The sequence below is a fragment of the Sphingomonas sp. Leaf357 genome, from assembly GCF_001423845.1.
In the GTDB taxonomy this organism is placed as follows: domain Bacteria; phylum Pseudomonadota; class Alphaproteobacteria; order Sphingomonadales; family Sphingomonadaceae; genus Sphingomonas.
Genome location: NZ_LMPM01000003.1, coordinates 18,459 through 39,481, shown reverse-complemented (window position 1 = coordinate 39,481; position 21,023 = coordinate 18,459). Strand labels below are relative to the sequence as shown.

The following is a 21,023-nucleotide window of genomic DNA, read 5'->3' as shown; positions in this document are numbered from 1 at the left end:
GGGGTCTGCCAGGCTCCAGATACTGAAGGCGATGATCGAGCGGACACCGTGCGTTTACATCCTGGCCAATCGCTACAACGGCGCGATGTATGTCGGCGTCACCTCAAATCTGATTGGTCGCGTGCTTCAACATCGGGAAGGGCGATTTGATGGTCATACGAAAAAGTACGGCATTTTGCGGCTGGTGCATTTCGAGATCGCCGACACGATGGATGCTGCGATCACGCGTGAGAAACAGCTGAAGCGCTGGCGACGCGAATGGAAGCGCAACTTGATCGAAGCGCACAACCCGATGTGGAACGATCTTGCGGTGGGGTTCGGTCTGCCGTCGCTGCCCGTAGCGCTCGATCGCACGGCGGACCCCGGAACACGTCCGGGGTGACGACTCTGCTTTGATACGTCGCATCAACCCCGACCGCCACGCTGTCCTACACGCCGCCCTTCCGCTACGCTGACCCCCGCTCTTTCACATCTCCGCATATCCCCCCAGCGCCCGCCACGTTCAGGCCCCAGACCGTGTGACCTTGTGTGAACTTAGCCCCATCCGAGCCGTCGCCACCCCCAATATCGCGTGACCTTGTGTGAACTTCGCCGATTCGCCCCTTGCCCCCGTCGGCATGTCGGTTAACCTCGTGTCCCAGGCGCGACAGACGCCGCAGGAGAGAGATATGCTGCAACTGAGCGGGCAGGACGCGTCGTTCGTCTATCTGGAGACGCCGCACACGCCGATGCATATCGGCTCGGTCGGCATCTACGATCCCTCCACCGCGCCGGGCGGCTTCGTCCGGTTCAAGGATATCCTGAAGTTCATCGGCGAACGCCTGCAGGGCGCGCGCAGCTTCCGGCAGCGGCTGGTGCGCGTGCCATTCGATCTCGATCATCCCTATTGGATCGAGGATCCAGAATTCGACATCGAATATCACGTGCGGCACATCGCCTTGCCCAAGCCGGGCGACTGGCGGCAGCTCTGCATTCAGGTCGCCCGGCTGCACGCGCGGCCGATGGACCTGAACAAGCCGCTATGGGAATTCACCATCGTTGAGGGGCTCGACAATGTGGAGGGCCTCCCGCCGGGCTGCTTCGCGCTGGTCAGCAAGGTGCATCATGCGGCGATCGACGGCATGTCGGGCGTCGAGATGTCCGCGGCGGTGCACGATCTCGATCCCGGCATGACCCCGCCCGAAGGCGAGGATCAATGGGGGCCGGAAGACATGCCCAATGTCGCCGATCTGCTGATGCGCAGCTACTTCAATTCGCTGCGCCAGCCGATGAAGATCGTCGAGACGATCGGCCGCTCGCTGCCCGGCATGGCCAAGCTGACCGCCAGCGTGAGCAAGGGCGACGTCAGCCTCGCCAACACCAAGATGGCGCCCAAGACCCGCTTCAACGCCAAGGTCTCGGCCCACCGCGTATGGGACGCGGTGCCGTTCAAGCTCGCCGATGTGCGGGCGATGAAGGAGGCGGTGCCGGGCGCGACCGTCAACGACGTGATCCTGGCGGTGGTCGGCGGCGGCCTGCGCAAATATCTCGACGACAAGGGCGAACTGCCGGTGGAATCGCTGACCGCGATGGCCCCGATTTCGGTGCGCGGCGAGGGCGAGAAGGCGGCGCTCGGCAACCTCGTGTCGGCGATGGTCGTGCCGCTGGGCACGCAGATCGCCGATCCGCTGGAGCGGCTGCGGTATGTGCACGAGGCGGCGGTCAATTCGAAGGAGATGACCAACGCGGTCGGCGCGCGGACGCTGGCCGATTACAGCCAGCTGGTCCCGGCGGGCCTGGCCGGGCTGGCGGCGCGGCTCTACACGCGGGTCGGCGCGGCGAACGCGCATGCGCCGGTTTACAACACCGTCGTCACCAACGTGCCGGGCAGCCGCGTGCCGATGTATTTCTGCGGTGCGAAGATGGTCGCGATGTACGGCACCGCGCCGGTGTTCGATTCGATGGGGCTGATCAACCCGATCTACTCCTACGGCGACACGATCGCGATCTCGTTCACCTGCGATCGCGCGATGATGCCCGATCCGGACGCCTATGCCGATGCGCTCCGTCATTCGTTCGCGGCGCTGAAGGCGGCGACAATGGACCGCCCGGCACCGGTGGCCGAGGCGGTGAAACCCGTTACGGCGAAAAAGCCGACCGCAGCCGGGCGGAAGCCGGCAGTCAAGCAAGGAGCAGCGTGATGGCCGATACGAAAAAGACCGCCGACAAGGTGAAGGACACGATCAACGAAAAGATCGTCGATCCGGCGAAGAAGGCGGGCGAAGCGATGCGCAAATCGGGTGCCAAGGTCGCCGAGGGCGGATCGACCGTCAGCATGAAGCTGATCGACCAGGCCGAACAGAATGCCCGCGAAGCCTTTGCCGCGCTGCGTGCCGCGGCCGGTGCGAAGGATCTGTCCGAGGTGATGAAGGTCCAGGGCGACTATCTGCGCGAACAGGGCTCGCGCAGCATGACCCAGGCGAAAGAGATCGGCGAGCTGATCGTGAAGATCGGCCAGGATTCGGTCGCGCCGCTGCGGGGCAAGGACTGAGTTTGCTAAGCCCCTCCCCTCTTGGGGAGGGGCTCGAGGTTCGTCACGCGTGCCCGGCGAACGGGTACACCAAAGCTTTCAGTCCCTTGCGCTCGAAGGGATGCCAATCGTCCTCGGCCTGCGCCAAGCGATCGGCGACGGCATACAGCACGGCCGGGTTCACCCCGAGGCCGCAATGGCTGCCATGCACCTGGATGTTGTCGGTCTCGGCCCCCAGCGGCTCGATGCAGTTCTGCCACGCGACCACCCCGTCCTCGCGGGTGAAGATCGAGGTGGAGGGCACGGGCGGCGCACATTCGCTTTCGCTCATCTGCGCACGGGCATCCTCGCCGTCGATCTTGTGGCCGGTCAGCGCCTCATAGGCCCGCCAGGCATTGGTGGCGCGCGGCGAACCGGTGAAGGGCGATCCGAGCGTGATGACCTGCCGCACCGCATCCGGCGTGCGGCGCGACAATTGCCGCGCCATGACACCGCCGAGGCTCCAGCCGACGATGCTGACCTTCTTGCCCGTCAGTTCGTGCACCGCCTGCAACCGCGCGGCGAGCTTCTCGCCTTCGCGTCCGATCGCCTTGGGGCCAAGATTGCGGCCGAGTTCCCAGGCATGCGCATCGTAGCCCAACCCCTTGAGGAAGGACCGCAGCACCCGAGTCGACACGTCCGTCGTCACGAAGCCGGGCAGCACCAGCACCGGATGCCCGTCGCCGCGCGGCGCGCTGGCGAGGATCGGCGCGGCCAGCCCGAGCGAGCCGAATTCGGCGATGGCGCGGGGCAGTTCGGTCAGTGCCAGAATGGCCGACGGCGGACGAATGGTCGCCGCAGGTACTTGAGTTGCCATTGTTTCGTCTCCTGTGGCTCCGGTCTTAAACCCGCCGGATGTCGATATTGTTCATTCCTCCAGCCCGAAGGCGCGATGGTGTGCGGCAACACGGGCGACATCATAGGCCAGAATGGCGAGATCGTGCGGCTTTCCGCCGCGATCGCGAACATGGTCCTTGAGCAACGCCTCGGCGCGAAAGCCCAGGCTTTCGAACAGCATCACCGACCCGATCTGATCCGGCGTCATCTGCGCGGTAAGCTTGGCGATGCCGCGTTCGATCGCGATGGCGAAGATGCCCTCGAGCAGATCGCGCCCCAGCCCGGCCCCGCGCTTGGTCGGCGAGACGAGCAGGCGGATCTCGCCGACATGCGCGCTCCACCCCAGCGGATCGCGCACCAGCGCCGCCGTCCCGACGAACGCGCCGTCATCCTCGGCGACGAGGCTGTCGATCCAGCCCTCCTCGATCGCGGATTGCCAGGCATCGACCACGCGGGGATGCTTCAGGTCGCGGCCCAGGAACAGCAGGTCGTGTTCGGGCAAGCCGTCCGCGAAGGTCAGCATCGCGTCGCGATCTGTCGGTTCGAACCGTCGGATACGATAACTCACGTCGAACGATCCCCCAGCCAATCCACCAATTTCGGCCATAGCCGCTTGATCGCATTCCCACCGGCGACGAGGCTGACATGCCCGCCCTTCATTGTCACCTGTTCCTTGTCGGTGGATCCGATCATCCCGATCAGCGGGTCGGAGGCGGCGGAGGGAACGATGTGATCGTGCTCGGCGGTGACATGCAGGAACGGCGCGGTGATCCGGGCGAGATCGACCGGGCGTCCGGCGACCTCCATCGTGTTTTCGTTGAGGGCGTTGGCCCACATCAGCTTTTTGGTCGTCTCGCGAAAATACTCGCCGGCCAGTGGCAGCGTGTCGCTCGCCCAGCGATCGAACATGCGGAAGGAGCGTACGAATTCGTCGTTCCACAGATTGTCGAGCAGGCGGATGTTGCCGGCGATCTTCGCGCCGGGCCGCAGCATGTCGAAGGCGGAATAGAGATAGTCGGCGGGGCAGTTGCCGAACGTGTCGACCAGGCGATCGACATCGAAGAAACGCTGGTCGGCCCAGGCCTGGAACATCTCCATCTGCGCGAAATCGACCGGGGTGGTGAAGCAGACGAGGTTCTTCATCGGCGCATCGGGATGCAGCGCGGCCCAGAGCAAGGACAGCACGCCGCCGAAGCAATAGCCGACCAGGCTGAAATCCTCCTCGCCCGTCTCGGCCTGCACCCGAGCGATCGCGGTGGGAATGAAGTCCAGCACGTAATCGGCAAGCGTCAGCGTCTTCTCGTCGGCACGCGGCGGCGTCCAATCGAGCATGAATACGTCGTATCCGGCCTTGAGCAGATATTCGACGAGGCTCTGCCCCGGCACCATGTCGAAGATATAGCCGCGATTGGTCGTCGCCATCACGAGCAGGAGCGGTACGCGGTACACGTCGTCCGTCATCGGGCGATAGTGATACAGGTTCATCGTGCCGCGCTGGATCAGCAGATCCTTGGGCGACGCGCCGAGCACCGGGGCGGGCGAGGCGAAATAGTCCAGCCCCTTGAAGTTGCGCTGGATCGCGCGGTCGAACAACGCGCGGGCCTGTTCGAAGGCGTCGGGGGCGGTGGTCTCGGTCATCGCGCCCGCTTCAAGGATGACGGAGACGAATGAGCGATCAACCCGTCTTCGCCGGCGGCTTGCGATTGCGGCTGGGTTTCGGCCGCTCCGGCGGCTTGATCCCGGCCTGAGCCATTAGCAGCGCCTCGATCCGCGCCACGCTGTCCTCGATTCCGCGCAGGCGAGCGGAGAGATCCTCGACCTCGCTGCGGCTCGGCATGTTGGCGGCGGCGAGGGCGCGGTCCATCGCCTGATGCACGGCATTCTGTGCGTTCATCGTCGCGGCATTGGCACCCTGCATCGCACGCGAGAATTCGCCGGACTTCATCACCTGGCCGCCGAACTGGTTGGCCATCTTCTCCCACTGGCCGAGCATTTCACGGAAGAAGGCGCCGGGGTCTGGGGGAGAAGTCGTCATGCTGCCGGCATCCTTTACCGCCCGGACCGATCCGTCAAGCGATGCCGTCGCGGCAGCATTGTGCGCAGCATCGGCGCAGCATCACGGCTTTGGCGTGGCATTCACCGGGACAGGCCCGGCCGGCGTCGCCTCGAGCAGCGCGTCGCCGCCGAGCACGCGATACAAAGTGACGAGGTTGCTCGCGGCGGTGAGCTGCGTCGCGACCAGCGAGCGTCGCGCGGAATAGAGCGAGCGCTGCGCATCGAGGCTTTGCAGGAACGTGTCGATCCCGCCGCGATACCGCGCGTCCGAGAGGCGGTAATTGTCCGTTGCCGCTGCCGCCAGCGATTGCGCGGCCCTGGTCTGATCCGTGATCGTGCCGCGCCGGGCAAGCGCATCGGACACTTCCTGAAACGCGGTCTGGATCGATTTCTCGTAGGTGGCGAGTGCGGCGTCGCGCTGCGCCTCCGACAGGCGGACATTGGCCCTGGCCGCGCCCGCCTGGAAGATCGAATAGCTGGCCGACGGCGCGACCGAATAGTTGAAGGCGCCACCGGTGAACAGGCCGGACAGCGCATTGCTGGCAAGACCGAGGACCGCGGTGAGCGAGATGCGCGGGAACAATGCCGCGCGCGCTGCGCCGATCTCGGCATTGGTGGCGCGCAATTCGTATTCCGCCTGCAGCACGTCGGGGCGCCGCAGCAGGATGCCCGAATCCAGGCCGGCGGGAAGTTCGGACAGGTTCCTGCCTGCATCCTCGATATCGGCCGGCAGCAATGCGGCATCGACCGGCGCGCCGACGAGCAGTTGCAGTGCGTTGATGTCCTGCGCCAGTGCGGTGGTCTGTTCGGCGAGATCGGATTGCGCCTGCGCCAGCACCAGTTGCGCCTGCGCCAGATCGGTACGCGGCGCGACCCCGCCGTCTAGCCTCGCCTTGGTCAGCTTCACGCTGCTGCCAGCGCTGGCGACCGTGTCCTGCGCGATCTTGAGCAGGCTCTTGTCCGCACCATAAGTGGCCCAGGCGGTGGCGATATCGCCGACCAGCGTCAGGCGCGTCGCGCGGGCGGCGGCTTCGGTGGCGAAATACCGGTTCTGCGCGGCGGTGCTGAGCGAGCGGATGCGGCCGAACAGGTCGATCTCGAACGCGGTGATGCCGATATCGGCCGTATAGCTGGTGCGTGCGCCGCCGGTGACGGTCGCGCCGCCATTGTTGGTGCGACCGGTGCCGGCATCGGAGCGCGTGACGTTGGCGGTCGCATCGACCTGCGGCAGCAATTCGGCGCGCTGGATGCGATATTGCGCGCGTGCCGCCGCAATGTTGGCGGCGGCGACCCGCAGGTCGCGATTGTTGACCAATGCCTGTTCGACAATCCGCTGCAGGCGCGCATCGCGGAAGATGTCGCGATAGGATACGCTGGGGAGGGCGGCCTCCGATCGCTTGAGATACGCGTCGCCGACCGGCCAGGAGGGCGGGACGGGAAGTTCGGGCTGAACGTATTTCGGCGCGAGGCTGCACGCGGACAGGCCCGCGCCTGCTATGGCCAAGGTCAGGATGGAACGCTTCATGCCGCCGGCTCCGGTTTCGGCTCGCCGGCATGCGGCTCGTCCGGCTTTTCGTGATGCAGCTTGGCGAGCATTTCCCGCGTGCCGCGCCGCACCAGCACGAAGAACAACGGGATATAGAAGATCGCCAGAATGGTCGCGGTCAGCATACCGCCGATCACCGCGGTGCCGATCGCGACGCGGCTGTTCGCGCCCGCACCGGTCGAGATCGCCAGCGGCAACACGCCGAAGATGAACGCCAGGCTGGTCATCAGGATCGGACGCAGGCGCAGGCGGGCCGCCTCCAGCGCCGCGTCGATGACGCGCTTGCCCTTCTTCTCGGCCTGTTCGGCGAACTCCACGATCAGGATCGCGTTCTTGGCGGCGAGGCCCATCGTGGTGAGCAGACCGATCTGCAGATAGACGTCGTTTTCCAGGCCGCGCAGCGTCACGGCGAATACCGCCCCGACCAGGCCGAGCGGAATGACCAGCAGCACCGCGACCGGGATCGACCAGCTTTCGTACAGGGCGGCGAGGCACAGGAACACGACGAGCAACGAGATCGCGTAGAGGAACGGTGCCTGACCCGAGGACAGCCGCTCCTGGAACGACAATCCGGCCCAGGCAACCGTGGTGCCCGGGATCTGCGCGGCGAGTTCGGTCATCTTGTTCATCGCATCGCCCGAACTCTGGCCTTCGGACGGCTGGCCGGAAATCTCGTAGGATTGCACGCCCTGGAAGCGTGCCATGCTCGGCGGCGCGGTGGACCAGGAGATGGTCGAGAAGGCGGAGAACGGTGCCATCTGCCCGTCGGACGCGCGGACATACCATTGCGCCAGGTCGGTCGGGGCGTGGCGGAACGGTGCGTCGCCCTGGACATAGACCCGCTTCACGCGGCCGCGATCGTTAAAGTCGTTGACGTAACGCCCGCCCCAGGCGGTGGAGAGCGTGGCATTGACATCGGCCTGCGACAGGCCGAGCGCGCTCAGCTTCGCCTGGTCGATGTCGATCTTCAGCGTCGGCTGATCCTCGAGATCGGTCAGGCGGATCGCCTGCAACGTCGGCTCGGCGCGGGCGGCGGCGACGAGCTTGTCACGCGCCGCCTTGAATTCGGGGCGACTTAGGCCGCCTGAATTGAGCAATTCCATCGTGAAGCCGGCGGACTGGCCGAGGCCGCGCACGGCCGGGGGCACGGTCACGTAGATTTCGGCATCGCGCAGGCCGCTTAGCGCCTTGGTCGCGCGACGGGTAATCGCGTCCGCCACGTTGGCGGCACCCTTGCGATCCGCCCAGTCGGTGAAGGCGATGAAGCCGCGACCGGTATTCTGCCCGGACGCGCCACCGCCGCCGCCGCCGGCATTGGTGAACAGCACGCTGGTGTTGCTCTTCTCGTTCTCGAGGAAATAGCGCTCGATCTGCTTCTGCACCGCAACCGTGCGGGCCTGCGTGGCACCCGGCGGCAGGTTGAACTGCACCTGCGCACCGCCCTGATCCTCGGACGGGAGGAAGCCGGTCGGCAAGCGGACGAACAGGACGGCGAGCAGGGCGACCACGCCGGCATAGATCAGCAGGAAAAGCCACTTGCGATCGACCACCTTGCCGACGGCACCGACATATTTTTCGGTCGTGCGATCGAAACGGTCGTTGAACCAGTCCCTGGCACCTTGTGATTTTCGCGCGAACCAGCTGTCGCTTTGCTTTTCCTCGTCGCGCTGCTTGAGCAACGTCGCGGTCAGCGCGGGTGTCAACACCAGCGCGACAACCACCGACAGGATCATCGCCGAGACGATCGTGACCGAGAATTGGCGATAGATCACTCCGGTCGATCCGCCGAAGAACGCCATCGGCAGGAACACCGCCGACAAGACGAGCGCGATGGCGATCAGCGCGACGGTGATCTCGTCCATCGACTTGATCGTAGCATCGCGCGGACTCATGTCCGGATTCTCGTCCATCAAACGTTCGACATTCTCGACCACGACGATTGCGTCATCGACCAAAAGGCCGATCGCGAGGACGAGGCCGAACAGGGTCAGCGTGTTGATCGAGAAGCCGGCGATCGCGAAGATCGCGACCGTGCCGAGCAGGACCACCGGCACGGCGATCGTCGGGATCAAGGTCGCGCGCCAGTTCTGCAGGAATACGAACATGACGATGACGACGAGGATCACCGCCTCGATCAGCGTCTTCACGACCTCCTCGATCGACAATTCGATGAACTGCGTGGAATCGCGCGGGAAGGCGTATTTGAACCCTGCCGGGAAAGACTTGGCCGAATTCTCGATCTCGGCCTTGACCAGTTCCGACGTCTTGAGCGCGTCGGCACCCGGCGCGAGCGAGATCGCGATGCCGGCACCGGGATGGGCGTTGATGCGGCTGACCACACCGTAAGTCTCCGCGCCCAATTCGATCCGGGCGACATCCGACAGGCGGACGATCGATCCGTCGCGCGCGGTCTTGACGATGATGTTGGCGAATTGCTCGGGCGTCTGCAGGCGCGATTGTGCCGTGACCGTCGCATTGAGCATCTGCGTGTCGGGCATCGGCTGGCCGCCGATTTCGCCGGCTGCGATCTCGGTATTCTGCGCGGTCACCGCGGTGATGATGTCCGATGGCATCAGCGATACGCTGGCCAGCTTGTCCGGCCGCAGCCAGATGCGCATGGCATATTGCGACCCGAAAACGTTGGTGTCGCCGACACCCTCGATACGGCCGAGCTTGTCCTGGAAATTGGCGATCAGGTAATCGGACACGTCCTGGTTACTCAGGCGATCGGATTCGTCGTAGATCGCGACCAGCAACAGGAAATCGGGGTTGGATTTGGTGACGGTCAGGCCCTGTTGCTGCACCTGTTGCGGCAGGCGGCTGATCGCCTGCTGCACCTTGTTCTGCACCTGCACCTGCGCGATGTCGGGATCGATGCCCTTCTCGAACGTCGCGGTGATCGTGACGGAACCGCGCGACGAACTGCTCGACGCGAAGTAGAGCAGCCCGTCGATGCCGGTCAGCTGTTGCTCGATCACCTGCGTGACGCTGTTTTCGAGTGTCTCGGCCGAGGCACCGGGATAAGTGGCGCGGATGTTGACGTTGGGCGGCGCGACATCGGGGAACTGCTCGATCGGCAGCGTGTAGATCGCGCCGATGCCGCCAAGCATGATGATGATCGCGACGACCCAAGCGAAGATCGGCCGGTCGATGAAGATACGCGAGACCATGCGCCGATCAGTTCTTGGTCTGGGCGGATTTGTCCCCGCCCTTGGCAGGCGCGGTATTCAGTTTCTGTGCGGATCCAGCCGGCACCGGCTTAACCGCCTGGCCGATCTTGGCGCGCGCGCCGCCTTCGGTGATCACCTTGTCGCCGGGTTTCAGCCCATCGGTGACGACCCAATTGGCCCCCACGACACGGGTGGCATTGACCTTTCGTTCGACCGCCTTGTTGTCCGCGCTGACGACCAGCACCGTAGCGGACCCCTTGGGATCACGCTTCACGCCGGCCTGCGGTACGAGATAGGCGTTATTGTCGACCGACTGCGCGAAGATCGCGCGAACGAACATGCCGGGCAGCAGCAACCCCTGCGCGTTAGGAAAGCGCGCGCGGAGCGTGACCGTCCCCGTGCTTTCGTTAACTAAAGCTTCGGCGAATTCGACAGTTCCGGTCTGGCCGTAATCGCTGCCGTCCTCCAGCTTCAGGCGCACGGCCGCGCTGGAGGGCGCAAGCCCCCCCGAGGCAAGCGCGCGACGCAGCGCCAGCAGATCGGCCGACGATTGCTGGATATCGACGAAGATCGGGTCGAGCCGCTGGATCGTCGTCAACGGATCGGTCTGGCTGGCGGTCACGAGCGCGCCTTCGGTGAACAGCGACCGCCCGATCCGCCCGGTGATCGGGGCGGGCACGTTGGTGAAGCGCAGATTGATCCGCGCGGTCTCCAATGCCGCGCGGGTCTGCCCGACGGTCGCGGCGGCCTGGCGTGCCTGGGCGGCGGCGTCGGTGTAATCCTGCTTGGCAACCGCCTGGATCTCGGCGAGCGGCTTGTAACGGTCCGCCTTGATCCTGGTGGCCTCGGCGTTCGCCTGCGCGCTGGTCAGGTTGGCACGCGCCTCGTTGGTCGCGGCGCGGTAGAGGCTGGGATCGATCTGGTAGAGCGTCTGGCCCTTCTGTACGATCGCGCCTTCGGTGAAGAAGCGCCGCTGGATCACGCCCGACACCTGCGGGCGCACCTCGGAACTCTGGTAAGCGGTGGTGCGCCCGCCGAGATCGGTCGTGATCGGGACACTCGTCGGCTGTACGACGACATAACCAACTTCGGGCGTCCCCTGCTCACGACCGGGCTTCTTGTTCGAATTGCCGCACGCCGAGAGGGCAAGCGCCGCCAATATCATGGAAAGAGACGCCGCCGGGCGAATATTTGGCGTCAACCGGTCATCCAACAGCATTCGATATCCTACCGATTCCAGTCGCGTCGGCAGTATCGAAGCATACGCGCATTGGCGCACAACCCTGCCGGTTGAAGTTTGTTCCTGATGCGCATCATCTTGGTGCACTGCAACGATTTAAGTGTATCAGAAATGTATCAGCAACGTTTCAACCTGACGATCGCCTGATCGAGCGCGGACAGGAAACGCGAGCGATCGGTCTTCGAAAACGGTGCCGGGCCGCCGATCACGTCTCCGCCGGCGCGCAGATCGGCCATGATCGCGCGCGTGGCGATCGCGCCGCCGATCGAGGCGTTGGTGAACGGCTTGCCGGTCGAGGACAGCACCGTTGCACCCGCCTTCAGGCAGCGATCGGCGAGCAGGATGTCCGCAGTGATGACGATACTCTTCGCGTTGGCCTGTTCCGCGATCCAGTCGTCGGCGGCATCGAAGCCGTCGCTGACGACCATGCGGTCGATCAGCGGATGTGCGGGGATGCGGAAATGGCTGTTGGCGACGATCGTGACCGGCACCTCGGTACGGTAGGCGACACGGTAGATCTCGTCCTTGACGGGGCAGGCGTCGCCATCGACGAGGATGCGGATATTGGAGGGCGGCGTTGAGGACATCCGGCGCTACTTAATCTGTCCCATTGAGGACCAGGGCGGAAGATCACCGCGCCCGGTCGTTGGTCCGGCGATAGGTCTTGGTCTTGTGCCGCGTCGGGGCGGGGCCGCTCGGGCGTGCGCTGGGGGTGAGGCGCGGGCGATGTTCCGCCGTGCGCGGTTCGCCCTCGACCGCTTCGATGCGGATCGCATTCTCGTCCTGCCCGTCGAAATTCGCCGTGCGGGCGACCGAGGCGGCGAACTTGTTGGCGATCGCGCGCGGCACCTGGAACATCGTCTCGCCGGCCGAGATCCGGATCGCGCCGATCTCGTTCTTGGTGATGTGCCCGCGACGGCAGATCAGCGGCAGGAGCCAGCGCGGATCGGCATTCTGGCGACGCCCGATATCCATACGGAACCAGACGATATCCTCGAAGCCTTCGCGATGTCCGTCGTTGCGCGGCGCACCGGCGGATTCCTTGGACGAGGAGATCAGTTCCTCCGCCACCGGCATCCGCGCGCGATGGGCGCGCACCAGCAACGCGGCGATATCTTCCGCGCTCTTGGTCTCGAGCAGCTTGGCACCCAGTGCGCGATCGTCGTCGTCGATCTCCACCTCTTCCATCAGCGTGGTCAGCAGGCGCTCGCGATCCTTTTCGCGAATGTCCTCCAGCGTCGGCGGGTTGATCCAGTCGGCGTTGATCCGCGCGCCCTTGAGCATCGACTCGACGCGGCGGCGGCGGGGATAGGGGACGATCAGGATCGCGGTGCCTTTGCGACCGGCGCGGCCGGTACGGCCGGAGCGGTGCTGCAACGTCTCGGCATCGCGCGGCAGTTCGACATGCACGACGAGGCTGAGCGTCGGCAGATCGATCCCGCGCGCGGCGACGTCGGTCGCGACGCAGATACGCGCACGCTGGTCGCGCAGCGCTTGCAGGGCGGCGTTGCGCTCGTTCTGGCTATGCTCGCCGGACAAGGCCACGGCGCTGAAGCCGCGTTCGATCAGCCCGGCATGGAGATGACGGACATTGTCGCGCGTCGCGCAGAACAGCATCGCCGTTTCCGCTTCGTGGAATCGCAACAGGTTGACGACGACGTTCTCGATATCGGCCGGGGCGCAGGTCACCGCCTGATACTGGATGTCGCCGTGGCCACGATCCTCGCCGACGGTCGAGATACGCACCGCATCGCGCTGGTAGCGCTTCGCCAGCGCCGCGATCGTCTTGGGGATCGTCGCCGAGAACATCATCGTGCGGCGTTCGGTCGGCGTGCCATCGAGGATCTGTTCGAGATCTTCGCGGAAGCCCATGTCGAGCATTTCGTCGGCCTCATCCAGCACGGCGACGCGCAGCGACGAAAGGTCGAGCGCGCCACGTTCGAGGTGATCGCGCAAGCGGCCCGGGGTGCCGACGACGATATGCGCGCCGTGGTTCAGCGCGCGGCGTTCCTTGGAAGCGTCCATGCCGCCGACACAGGTGACGATGCGCCCGCCGGTCTTGGCATAGAGCCACATTAGTTCGCGGCTGACCTGCAACGCCAGCTCGCGCGTCGGCGCGATGACCAGGGCGAGGGGGCCCTTCTGCGGCAGCTTGCCGTCCTCGCCCAACAGTTCGGCGGCCATCGCCAGGCCGAACGCGACGGTCTTGCCGGAACCGGTCTGTGCCGAGACGAGCAGATCGCGGCCGATCGCTTCGGGTTCGAGAACGCCGGCCTGAACCGGAGTGGGGGCGGCATAGCCGCGTTCGGTGAGCGCTTCGGTGAGAAGCGGGGGCAGAGCTGAAAAGGGCATGAATCTCTCAAATCAATTAGGATGCGGCACCACCACGGCATGTCGCGCATCGGGGTTGTCAGGCTGTCAGATGGACTGGCCCGCGGCCCATCCGCTCGCCCATGCCCATTGAAAGTTGTAGCCGCCCAGCCACCCTGTGACATCGACCGCTTCGCCGACCGCATACAGGTTTTGTACGCGTTTGGCTTGCATTGTTTGCGATGACAGGTCTGCGGTGCTGATTCCGCCCGCTGTCACCTCGGCTTTCGCATAGCCTTCGGTGCCGTTGGGGGAGAAAAGCCAGTCGGACAGGCGGCGTTCCGCTTCTGCCAGTTGGGCATCCTTGATGTTGTGCAACTCGCCCGAAATTGCAAGCCGCTCGGCCAACGTCTCGGCGAGGCGGGCGGGGAGGGCGGAGGCCAGGGCGGCACCGAACTGCCCGCGCGGCCGGGCGCGCTTCGCGGCGGCGAGCCAGCCGGTGTCGTGGCCGGGGAGGAAATCGATCCCGACCTGCTGACCCGATCGCCAATAGCTGGAAATTTGCAGGATGGCGGGGCCGGACAAGCCCTTGTGGGTAAAGAGCGCGGCCTCGCGAAAGGCGGTCTTGCCGCATTTGGCGACGATTTCGGTCGCGACGCCCGACAGCGATCGGAACAGGGTCTCGTCGCCACCGAGCGTGAGCGGAACGAGGGCGGGGCGTGGCTCGACGATCGTCAGGCCGAACCTGCGGGCGATGTCATACGCGAACCCGGTCGCGCCCATCTTGGGGATCGATGGCCCGCCGGTGGCGAGGACGAGCGAGGTGGCGGTGGCTTCGCGGGTGCCGATCTTGACACGGAACAGGCCATCGGCGTGCTCGATCGCGGTGATGGGTCGGGTGAGGGAATGGTCGACATCCCCCCGGTCGCACTCGTCCAGCAGCATGCCGACGATCTGCCTGGCGGATCCATCGCAGAACAGCTGGCCGAGCGTCTTTTCGTGCCATGCAATGCGGTGGCGATCGACGAGACCGATGAAATCCTGCGCGGTATAGCGGCCGAGCGCGGACTTGGCGAAATGCGGATTGGCGGAGAGATAGCGATCGGGCGCGGTGTGGATGTTGGTGAAGTTGCACCGCCCGCCGCCGGAGATGAGGATCTTCTTGCCCGGCTGATCGGCGTGGTCGACCAGAAGCACGCGCCGGCCCCGTTGCCCGGCAACGGCGGCGCACATCAGGCCTGCGGCACCAGCGCCGAGGATGATCGCGTCGTAAGGAAGGTTTTGAGGCACGGCTCACCCATTTAATCGTCACCCCGGACTTGGTTCGGGGTCCACTGTGCCAAAAGGACATCAGGCATTGCGTTTGCGGCACGGTGGACCCCGGAACAAGTCCGGGGTGACGATCGGGGGGAAGAAGTGGATGCCCTACCGCAATTTCGCGATGTTCAGCCCGTCTTCCTTGGCCTTGTCCTTCACCGATTCTTCGGTACGGGTCAGCGCCTTGGCGATCGCCTTCAGGCCCATGCCCTTCTTCGCGAGCGTGTGCAGTTTCTGAACCTCGTCCTGTTTCCAGGGCTGGCGGTGGCGGGCGAAGGTCTCGGCCATGATCAATCCTCCTGTGGCGATATCGCGAGGATCTTGATCGCATCCTCGACACCGTTGAATTCCACGCGCTCGCCGATCTCGCCGCCGATCAGCGCCTGTGCGAGCGGGGCCTGGAACCCCACCCGGCCGGTTGCCGGATCGGCTTCGTCACCGCCGACGATCTCCACGATGCGCTCCGCCTTGTTCATCCGCACCGTCACGCGCGATCCGATCCCGACCGTGCCGACCTCCGGCGTCGGTGCGACCTCCGCCGTGGTCTGGCGCGTATGCCAATAGCGTAGGTCCCGCTTCAGGGCGTCGCGCGCCACGGTGTCGGCCTCCGCCGCCACCGCCGCCTCGATCTCGGCGACCTTTTCGTCCAGCAGTTTCAGGCCGCGCGCCGTCACCAGATTCGGCCCGGGCGCGATCGGCCGTTCGAACTTCGGCTCCAGATGTTCCTCGTCGCTCTCGCGGCGGAACGCGACGCTCATGATGCTTTCCTCATAACCGCCCTAACGCACATCTCCGCCCCTTGGGGCAAGCCGCACCCTGTGCTAGGGGCGCTCGCCATGCTGAATATCAATGGTATCACGGTGCGGCTTGGCGGCCGCATGATCCTCGACCGCGCGAGCGCGTCTCTGCCGCCCAAGAGCCGCGTCGGGCTGATCGGGCGCAACGGCGCGGGCAAATCCACGCTGATGAAGGTGATGATCGGACAGCTCGAGCCGGACGACGGCGAGATCGAGATGCCAAAGAAGACGCGCATCGGCTATCTCCAGCAGGAAGCGCCGCACGGCCAGACCACGCCGATCGAAACGGTGCTGGAAGCCGACAAGGAGCGCGCCACGCTGCTGATCGAGAGCGAGACGTGCGAGGACCCCGATCGTCTGGGCGAGGTCTACGAGCGCCTGATGGCGATCGACGCCTATACCGCGCCTGCGCGTGCCGCGAGCATCCTGGTCGGCCTGGGCTTCGACGAAGAGATGCAGAACCGTCCGCTCGACAGCTATTCGGGTGGCTGGAAGATGCGCGTCGCGCTGGCGGCGTTGTTGTTCTCCGAGCCAGACCTGCTGCTGCTCGACGAGCCTTCGAACCATCTCGATCTCGAAGCGACGCTGTGGCTGGAGAATTTCCTCAAGGCCTATCCGAACATGATCGTGATCATCAGTCACGAACGCGATCTGCTCAACAACGTCGTGGACAACATCCTGCATCTCGAGGGCGGCAAGGTGTTCCTCTACACCGGCGGCTACGATTCGTTCGAACGCCAGCGCGCCGAACGCGCCGCGCAGCTGGCGGCAGCGAAGGCCTCGCAGGACGCGCAGCGCGCCAAGCTCCAGGAATATATCGCCAAGAATTCCGCCCGCGCCTCGACCGCGAAGCAGGCCCAGTCGCGCCAGAAGATGCTTGCGAAGATGCAGCCGATCGCGTCGATGGCCGAGGATCCGACGCTGTCGTTCGACTTCCCATCGCCCGAGGAACTGCGCCCACCGCTCGTCACGCTCGACATGGCCAGTGTCGGCTACACGGCGGGCAAGCCGATCCTGCAGCGCCTCAACCTGCGGCTCGATCCCGACGATCGCGTCGCGCTGCTGGGTCGCAACGGCAATGGCAAAACGACGCTCGCGCGCCTGCTCGCAGCGCAACTGACGCCGATGGACGGCGAGATCTCCGTCTCTGGCAAGATGCGCGTCGGATATTTCACGCAGTATCAGGTCGAGGAACTCGATACCGAGGATACACCGCTCGAACACATGACCCATCTGATGAAGGGCAAGACGCCGGCGGCGGTACGCGGTCAGCTCGGGCGGTTCGGCTTTTCGGGCGAGAAGGCGACGACGAAGGTCGGCAAGCTGTCCGGCGGCGAACGTGCCCGCCTCGCGCTCGCGCTGATCACGCGCGATGCGCCGCACATGCTGATCCTCGACGAGCCAACCAACCATCTGGACGTCGACGCGCGCGAGGCGCTGGTGCAGGCGCTCAATGCCTATAGCGGCGCGGTGGTGATCGTCAGCCATGACCGGCACATGATCGAGCTGACCGCCGACCGGCTGGTGCTGGTCGATGCCGGGCAGGCCAACGAATATGGCGGCAGTCTGGAGGATTACACCGACTTCATCCTGGGGAAGAACCAGCCCAAGGCGGATGGCCAGAAGTTCGGCAAGAAGGACAAGAAGGCCGCCGCCGCCGCGCGCGAGAAGGTGTCGGACCTGCGCAAGGCGGCGCAGGATGCCGAGGGCAAGACGGTGAAGCTCACCGCCGAGGTGCGTGCGCTCGATCAGGCGATGTTCGACCCATCCAAGGCGGAAAGCTATCTGAAGAAGCTGTCGATGGGCGAACTTTCCAAGCGGCGCGCCGAGGCTGCGGCGAAGCTGGAGGCGGCGGAGGCGGCCTGGCTGGAGGCGAGCGAGGCGGTGGAGGGGGCGGGTTGATCTAGCCTTCGTCACCCCGGACTTGTTCCGGGGTCCACCAAGCGACTTGGTTCAAGTTAGATGATTTTTGCGCTGGGTTCGCGGCACAGTGGACCCCGGAACAAGTCCGGGGTGATGATATTTAAGTCGATCTATCTACCGCAACCGCGCCGCCACCACCGCCTTCGCCTCGCGCGCCTGCCAGATCACCAGCGTAGGCAGCCCGATCGCCAATTCCCGCGCGCGCTTCACCAGCGACAGCGCCAGTGCCATTTCCGCCGGCAATCCGAACAAGGGCGCGGCCAGCGCATAGGTCGCCTCCTGCACGCCGATCGCGGCGGGGATAAAAAAGGCGACGCTGCGCAACGTGAAGATCAGGCTTTCCAGCGACAGCGCCGACCAGACCGAAACGTCCGCGCCCATCAGGTGCAGGACCAGCCACGCGCCGAATGCGCTGGCGACCCAGCCGACCAGATTGAAGGCGAAGGCCGCGATCACCCGACTTCGCGTGGCATAGGTCGCGCGCAACGTATCGAGCAGGCCGGCCATCGTCGCCGCCGATCCCGGCAGGAAATGTCCCGCGATCCGCTCCGCCAGCATCAGCGCCGGGCGCTGCGCAACGAAGAACAGGATCATCACCGCGATCATCGCCGCGGTGCCGCCAAAGATCATCGGGCGCAACGCGGCGGCGGAACTGCCCATCAGGATCGACGCCATCAGCGACAGACCGAACAACGTAAAGACGAGTTGCGCCGCCATCTCGGTCGTCATGTCCACGACCAGCGAGGCATAGACCCGGGTCGGCGCGATCCCGGCGTGCAGCAGCGATCGCGTACCGATCACGATCCCGCCGATCTGCGAGAAGGGCAGCAGATCCGACACCGCCTCGCGCAGCACGCGCGCCCAGCTGAACAGCCAGACCCGCGATGCAGGTTCGCCCGGTGCCGCCACCAGCCACGCCGCACCCAGGGGTACAAACCCCGCGAGCGAATACACGCAGAACGCCACGAAACCGCCCGGCCCGACGCGGGCGGTCGCCGCCAGCACGTTGGCGAAGCCGGCCGACCCGAACGCCCAGATCGCCGCCGCCAGACCCGCCAACGTCGCCAGCAATATGCCGACGCGGGCATATCCGCTCAGGCTGTGGCTCCCTTGGGCGTGCCCGCGAAGCGCAACGCCAGCCGCATCATCGCCGGGACGAATTTCGGGCGGATCAAGCGCTGGTCATACGGTGCCAGCCGCCGGTCGTTCTCGGCCAGACAGATGCGCGCCAGTTCCGGAAACGTCACTTCGACGCCCAGCTCCTTCGAGCCGTTGAGCGTGAAATTGTTCTCCTGCGCCTTGGTATTGTCCTTGCCCATGCCCTTGGCCATGCTGATCCGCTCTCCGATCAGGAACAGCCAGACGACGAGCACCTTCGCCTCGAAATAGGGCCGGCGCCACCACGGCATCGTGCGGCGCCACCACGCGACCCAATTGACGAAGAACAATATGTGCCGCCCTTCCTCGCGCATCACCGGCTCGAACGTGTCGATCAGCTCGTCGGGGAAGAAACCGGTATCCTTGGCGATCTTGAACAGGCCGAAGCCGAAGAAGCTGTCGATGCATTCCGAATAACCGGTGCGCATGAAGGCGAATTCGGGGTCGCGCGGGCGCACGTACGCGGGCTCGGGTTCGAGCTCGATGCCGTAAGCCTGCACCATGTCGGCGAGGACGATCTTGTGGCGGCGTTCCTCATAGGCGTTCATCCCGATCGCCTCGTGCAGCAGGGGATCGTCGATCGATTCGTTGAACGTCTTCACGTTCATCGACGCGCGGCCCTCGGTCTGCACCGCGATGTCCCAGATCGGCAGGCTGACGATGCGGTTGCGGGTCTCGTCGTCCAGCTTGGGCCAGTGGATCAGCGCGGGCCGATAGGCATCGTGCGAATCGAGCATCATGCGCGACAGCAGGCTGCGATGTTCGGGCGACCCCAGCCGGATCGGGCGTTCGGGCGGCGGCGGGGCTTCGAAGCTCGGCGGCGAGATCGCCAGCGGTTCGAGATCAGGATGCCGGCGCGAAGTGAGAGAAGTTGCCATGCGAAACTCCATCGCGCACGATTGTGGCCTTCGCAAGATCGTCCTTGAGCGCGACGAGTTCGTCGCGGTACCGATAACCGGGCGCGGAACCCGGCCAGACATCATCGGTCGCGGGGTGGGTGTAGATTTCGGTCAGCCCTGGCGGCAATTCGGCCAGCGCAGCGCGCATCCGATCGGAATCGAACGCACCGGTCCAGGCGAGACCGACGACCTGATCGGGCACCAGCATCCCCTCGCGGCGCAGGCGGCGTTGCAGGCGGGTCGCCCACCAATATTCCAATCCCGGCGTGCCGCGCTCGATCGGCGCGCGGACCGACGTCATGCCGTAGCTCCGGCCGATCTCGATCACGGCGGACGCGATCATCGGGTGGAGATGGAAATGCTTGTGCGCATTGACGTGATCGAGCGGCAGGCCGGTCGCGGCGAAGGCGGCGAATTGTGCGTCGATCTCGGCGCGAAGCTGGCGGCGGGCGGCGGGCTTCAGTGCGATGGCAAACGCGGTGCGGACCATGTTCGCACTGAAATTCCCGCTGGCATCGACCAGATCGGGAAGCCGTTCGGGGGGCAGGGTGGGCCGCCCCTCCACCAGCACGAGATGCAGGCCGACACCCAACGCAGGCATGGCCTTCGCCCGCGCGACGCCGTCGGCGGCGGCGTTGCCGGAAACCATCAGGCTCGCGGCGGTCAGGATGCCGCCGCGATGCGCCTGTTCGACCGCCTCGTTGACGGCAAGCGACGCGCCGAAATCATCCGCGGTGACGATCAGGCCGCGTGCCGGGTTGGAAAAATCCGCCATATCTGGGCCTTAGCATTGAAATTCGGGGCGCGGCCGAAACCTTGCCCTCGGTTAAACGATCCGTTCATGAAACAATCAGCGCCGATGGGTATTATAAGGGCACATTACCCAGGAGAACCCGCATGAAAAAGATCCTAGCCGCTGCCCTGATGGTCGCCGTCGCCGCTCCGCCGATGGTCGTCGCACCGACCGCCGCGTCCGCTCAGTCGCGCGAATACCGCACCTATAAGGGCAAGGATGGCCGCTATCACCGCTCTTACTATCGCTGCAAGAAGAGCAGCGGCACGACCGGCGCGATCGCCGGTGCAGCCGGCGGCGGCGTGCTCGGCAACGTGCTCGGCGGTGGAACCGTGGGCACGATCGCCGGTGCCGTCGGTGGTGGTCTGCTCGGCCGTCACCTCGACAAGAAGCACGATTCGGCTCAGAACCGCCGCAACGGTTGCTGAAT

The 21,023-nt window shown here is 65.3% G+C and carries 20 protein-coding genes; 5 read left to right on the top strand and 15 right to left on the bottom strand.

All coding sequences use genetic code 11. From position 1 onward, the window contains the following. Positions 1 to 31: 31 nt before the first annotated feature. From ASG11_RS16755 to ASG11_RS16745, 3 genes are all read left to right on the top strand, one after another. Positions 32 to 382 carry a GIY-YIG nuclease family protein gene (locus ASG11_RS16755; RefSeq protein WP_055782967.1) on the top strand — a complete coding sequence of 117 codons (351 nt, stop codon included), beginning with the start codon at positions 32 to 34 and terminating at the stop codon, positions 380 to 382. A 286-nt stretch (positions 383 to 668) separates the two neighbouring features. Beyond that, complete coding sequence (locus tag ASG11_RS16750; RefSeq protein WP_055782964.1) at positions 669 to 2,180, top strand: WS/DGAT/MGAT family O-acyltransferase; 1,512 nt, start codon at positions 669 to 671, stop codon at positions 2,178 to 2,180. Continuing rightward, positions 2,180 to 2,530, top strand: a complete 351-nt coding sequence (locus tag ASG11_RS16745; protein WP_055782961.1) for a phasin family protein — start codon at positions 2,180 to 2,182, stop codon at positions 2,528 to 2,530. The genes ASG11_RS16750 and ASG11_RS16745 overlap by 1 nt, the downstream gene beginning before the upstream one ends. Before the next feature lie 43 nt (positions 2,531 to 2,573). Here the strand turns inward: ASG11_RS16745 and ASG11_RS16740 are convergent, their stop codons facing one another. The 12 genes from ASG11_RS16740 to ASG11_RS16685 all read right to left on the bottom strand — a co-directional run bounded on the left by ASG11_RS16740 (position 2,574) and on the right by ASG11_RS16685 (position 15,781). Continuing rightward, entirely contained in the window at positions 2,574 to 3,365 is a 792-nt protein-coding gene (locus ASG11_RS16740) for an esterase/lipase family protein (RefSeq protein ID WP_055782958.1), read from the bottom strand. A 51-nt stretch (positions 3,366 to 3,416) separates the two neighbouring features. Next, entirely contained in the window at positions 3,417 to 3,953 is a 537-nt protein-coding gene (locus ASG11_RS16735; RefSeq protein WP_082472935.1) for a GNAT family N-acetyltransferase, read from the bottom strand. Continuing rightward, on the bottom strand, positions 3,950 to 5,023 hold the full coding sequence (locus ASG11_RS16730) for an alpha/beta fold hydrolase (protein WP_055782953.1): 1,074 nt from the start codon (positions 5,021 to 5,023) through the stop codon (positions 3,950 to 3,952). Before ASG11_RS16730 ends, ASG11_RS16735 begins: the two co-directional genes overlap by 4 nt. Before the next feature lie 37 nt (positions 5,024 to 5,060). Next, on the bottom strand, positions 5,061 to 5,420 hold the full coding sequence (locus ASG11_RS16725; RefSeq protein ID WP_156363855.1) for a poly(R)-hydroxyalkanoic acid synthase subunit PhaE: 360 nt from the start codon (positions 5,418 to 5,420) through the stop codon (positions 5,061 to 5,063). An 81-nt stretch (positions 5,421 to 5,501) separates the two neighbouring features. Further along, on the bottom strand, positions 5,502 to 6,965 hold the full coding sequence (locus tag ASG11_RS16720) for an efflux transporter outer membrane subunit (RefSeq protein WP_055782946.1): 1,464 nt from the start codon (positions 6,963 to 6,965) through the stop codon (positions 5,502 to 5,504). Then, positions 6,962 to 10,156 (bottom strand): efflux RND transporter permease subunit, encoded by a 3,195-nt coding sequence (locus tag ASG11_RS16715; protein ID WP_055782944.1) that lies wholly within the window; start codon positions 10,154 to 10,156, stop codon positions 6,962 to 6,964. Before ASG11_RS16715 ends, ASG11_RS16720 begins: the two co-directional genes overlap by 4 nt. Before the next feature lie 7 nt (positions 10,157 to 10,163). Beyond that, positions 10,164 to 11,321 (bottom strand): efflux RND transporter periplasmic adaptor subunit, encoded by a 1,158-nt coding sequence (locus ASG11_RS16710; RefSeq protein ID WP_236697572.1) that lies wholly within the window; start codon positions 11,319 to 11,321, stop codon positions 10,164 to 10,166. Positions 11,322 to 11,512: 191 nt separating this feature from the next. Next, on the bottom strand, positions 11,513 to 11,959 hold the full coding sequence (locus ASG11_RS16705) for a YaiI/YqxD family protein (RefSeq protein WP_055783592.1): 447 nt from the start codon (positions 11,957 to 11,959) through the stop codon (positions 11,513 to 11,515). A 67-nt stretch (positions 11,960 to 12,026) separates the two neighbouring features. Then, entirely contained in the window at positions 12,027 to 13,748 is a 1,722-nt protein-coding gene (locus ASG11_RS16700) for a DEAD/DEAH box helicase (RefSeq protein ID WP_055782938.1), read from the bottom strand. Positions 13,749 to 13,814: 66 nt separating this feature from the next. Next, positions 13,815 to 14,996 carry an NAD(P)/FAD-dependent oxidoreductase gene (locus tag ASG11_RS16695; protein ID WP_055782935.1) on the bottom strand — a complete coding sequence of 394 codons (1,182 nt, stop codon included), beginning with the start codon at positions 14,994 to 14,996 and terminating at the stop codon, positions 13,815 to 13,817. Between the two features lie 135 nt (positions 14,997 to 15,131). Then, on the bottom strand, positions 15,132 to 15,311 hold the full coding sequence (locus ASG11_RS16690; RefSeq protein WP_055782933.1) for a hypothetical protein: 180 nt from the start codon (positions 15,309 to 15,311) through the stop codon (positions 15,132 to 15,134). Between the two features lie 2 nt (positions 15,312 to 15,313). Continuing rightward, positions 15,314 to 15,781: a GreA/GreB family elongation factor gene (locus ASG11_RS16685; RefSeq protein ID WP_055782930.1), complete on the bottom strand. Its 468-nt coding sequence runs from the start codon at positions 15,779 to 15,781 to the stop codon at positions 15,314 to 15,316. Between the two features lie 78 nt (positions 15,782 to 15,859). Between ASG11_RS16685 and ASG11_RS16680 the strand changes: the two genes are divergently transcribed. Next, positions 15,860 to 17,722: an ABC-F family ATP-binding cassette domain-containing protein gene (locus ASG11_RS16680; RefSeq protein ID WP_055782927.1), complete on the top strand. Its 1,863-nt coding sequence runs from the start codon at positions 15,860 to 15,862 to the stop codon at positions 17,720 to 17,722. A gap of 135 nt (positions 17,723 to 17,857) precedes the next feature. Here ASG11_RS16680 and ASG11_RS16675 read toward each other — a convergent pair whose 3' ends face one another. The 3 genes from ASG11_RS16675 to hpnK form a co-directional block, all read right to left on the bottom strand. Next, entirely contained in the window at positions 17,858 to 18,814 is a 957-nt protein-coding gene (locus ASG11_RS16675) for a lysylphosphatidylglycerol synthase domain-containing protein (RefSeq protein WP_082472933.1), read from the bottom strand. Between the two features lie 23 nt (positions 18,815 to 18,837). Then, positions 18,838 to 19,641: a ferritin-like domain-containing protein gene (locus ASG11_RS16670; protein ID WP_236697592.1), complete on the bottom strand. Its 804-nt coding sequence runs from the start codon at positions 19,639 to 19,641 to the stop codon at positions 18,838 to 18,840. 103 nt (positions 19,642 to 19,744) lie between these two features. Further along, positions 19,745 to 20,575 (bottom strand): hopanoid biosynthesis-associated protein HpnK, encoded by an 831-nt coding sequence (gene hpnK, locus ASG11_RS16665; RefSeq protein WP_055782918.1) that lies wholly within the window; start codon positions 20,573 to 20,575, stop codon positions 19,745 to 19,747. Between the two features lie 122 nt (positions 20,576 to 20,697). Between hpnK and ASG11_RS16660 the strand changes: the two genes are divergently transcribed. Then, complete coding sequence (locus ASG11_RS16660; protein WP_055782915.1) at positions 20,698 to 21,021, top strand: glycine zipper 2TM domain-containing protein; 324 nt, start codon at positions 20,698 to 20,700, stop codon at positions 21,019 to 21,021. Positions 21,022 to 21,023: the final 2 nt, after the last annotated feature.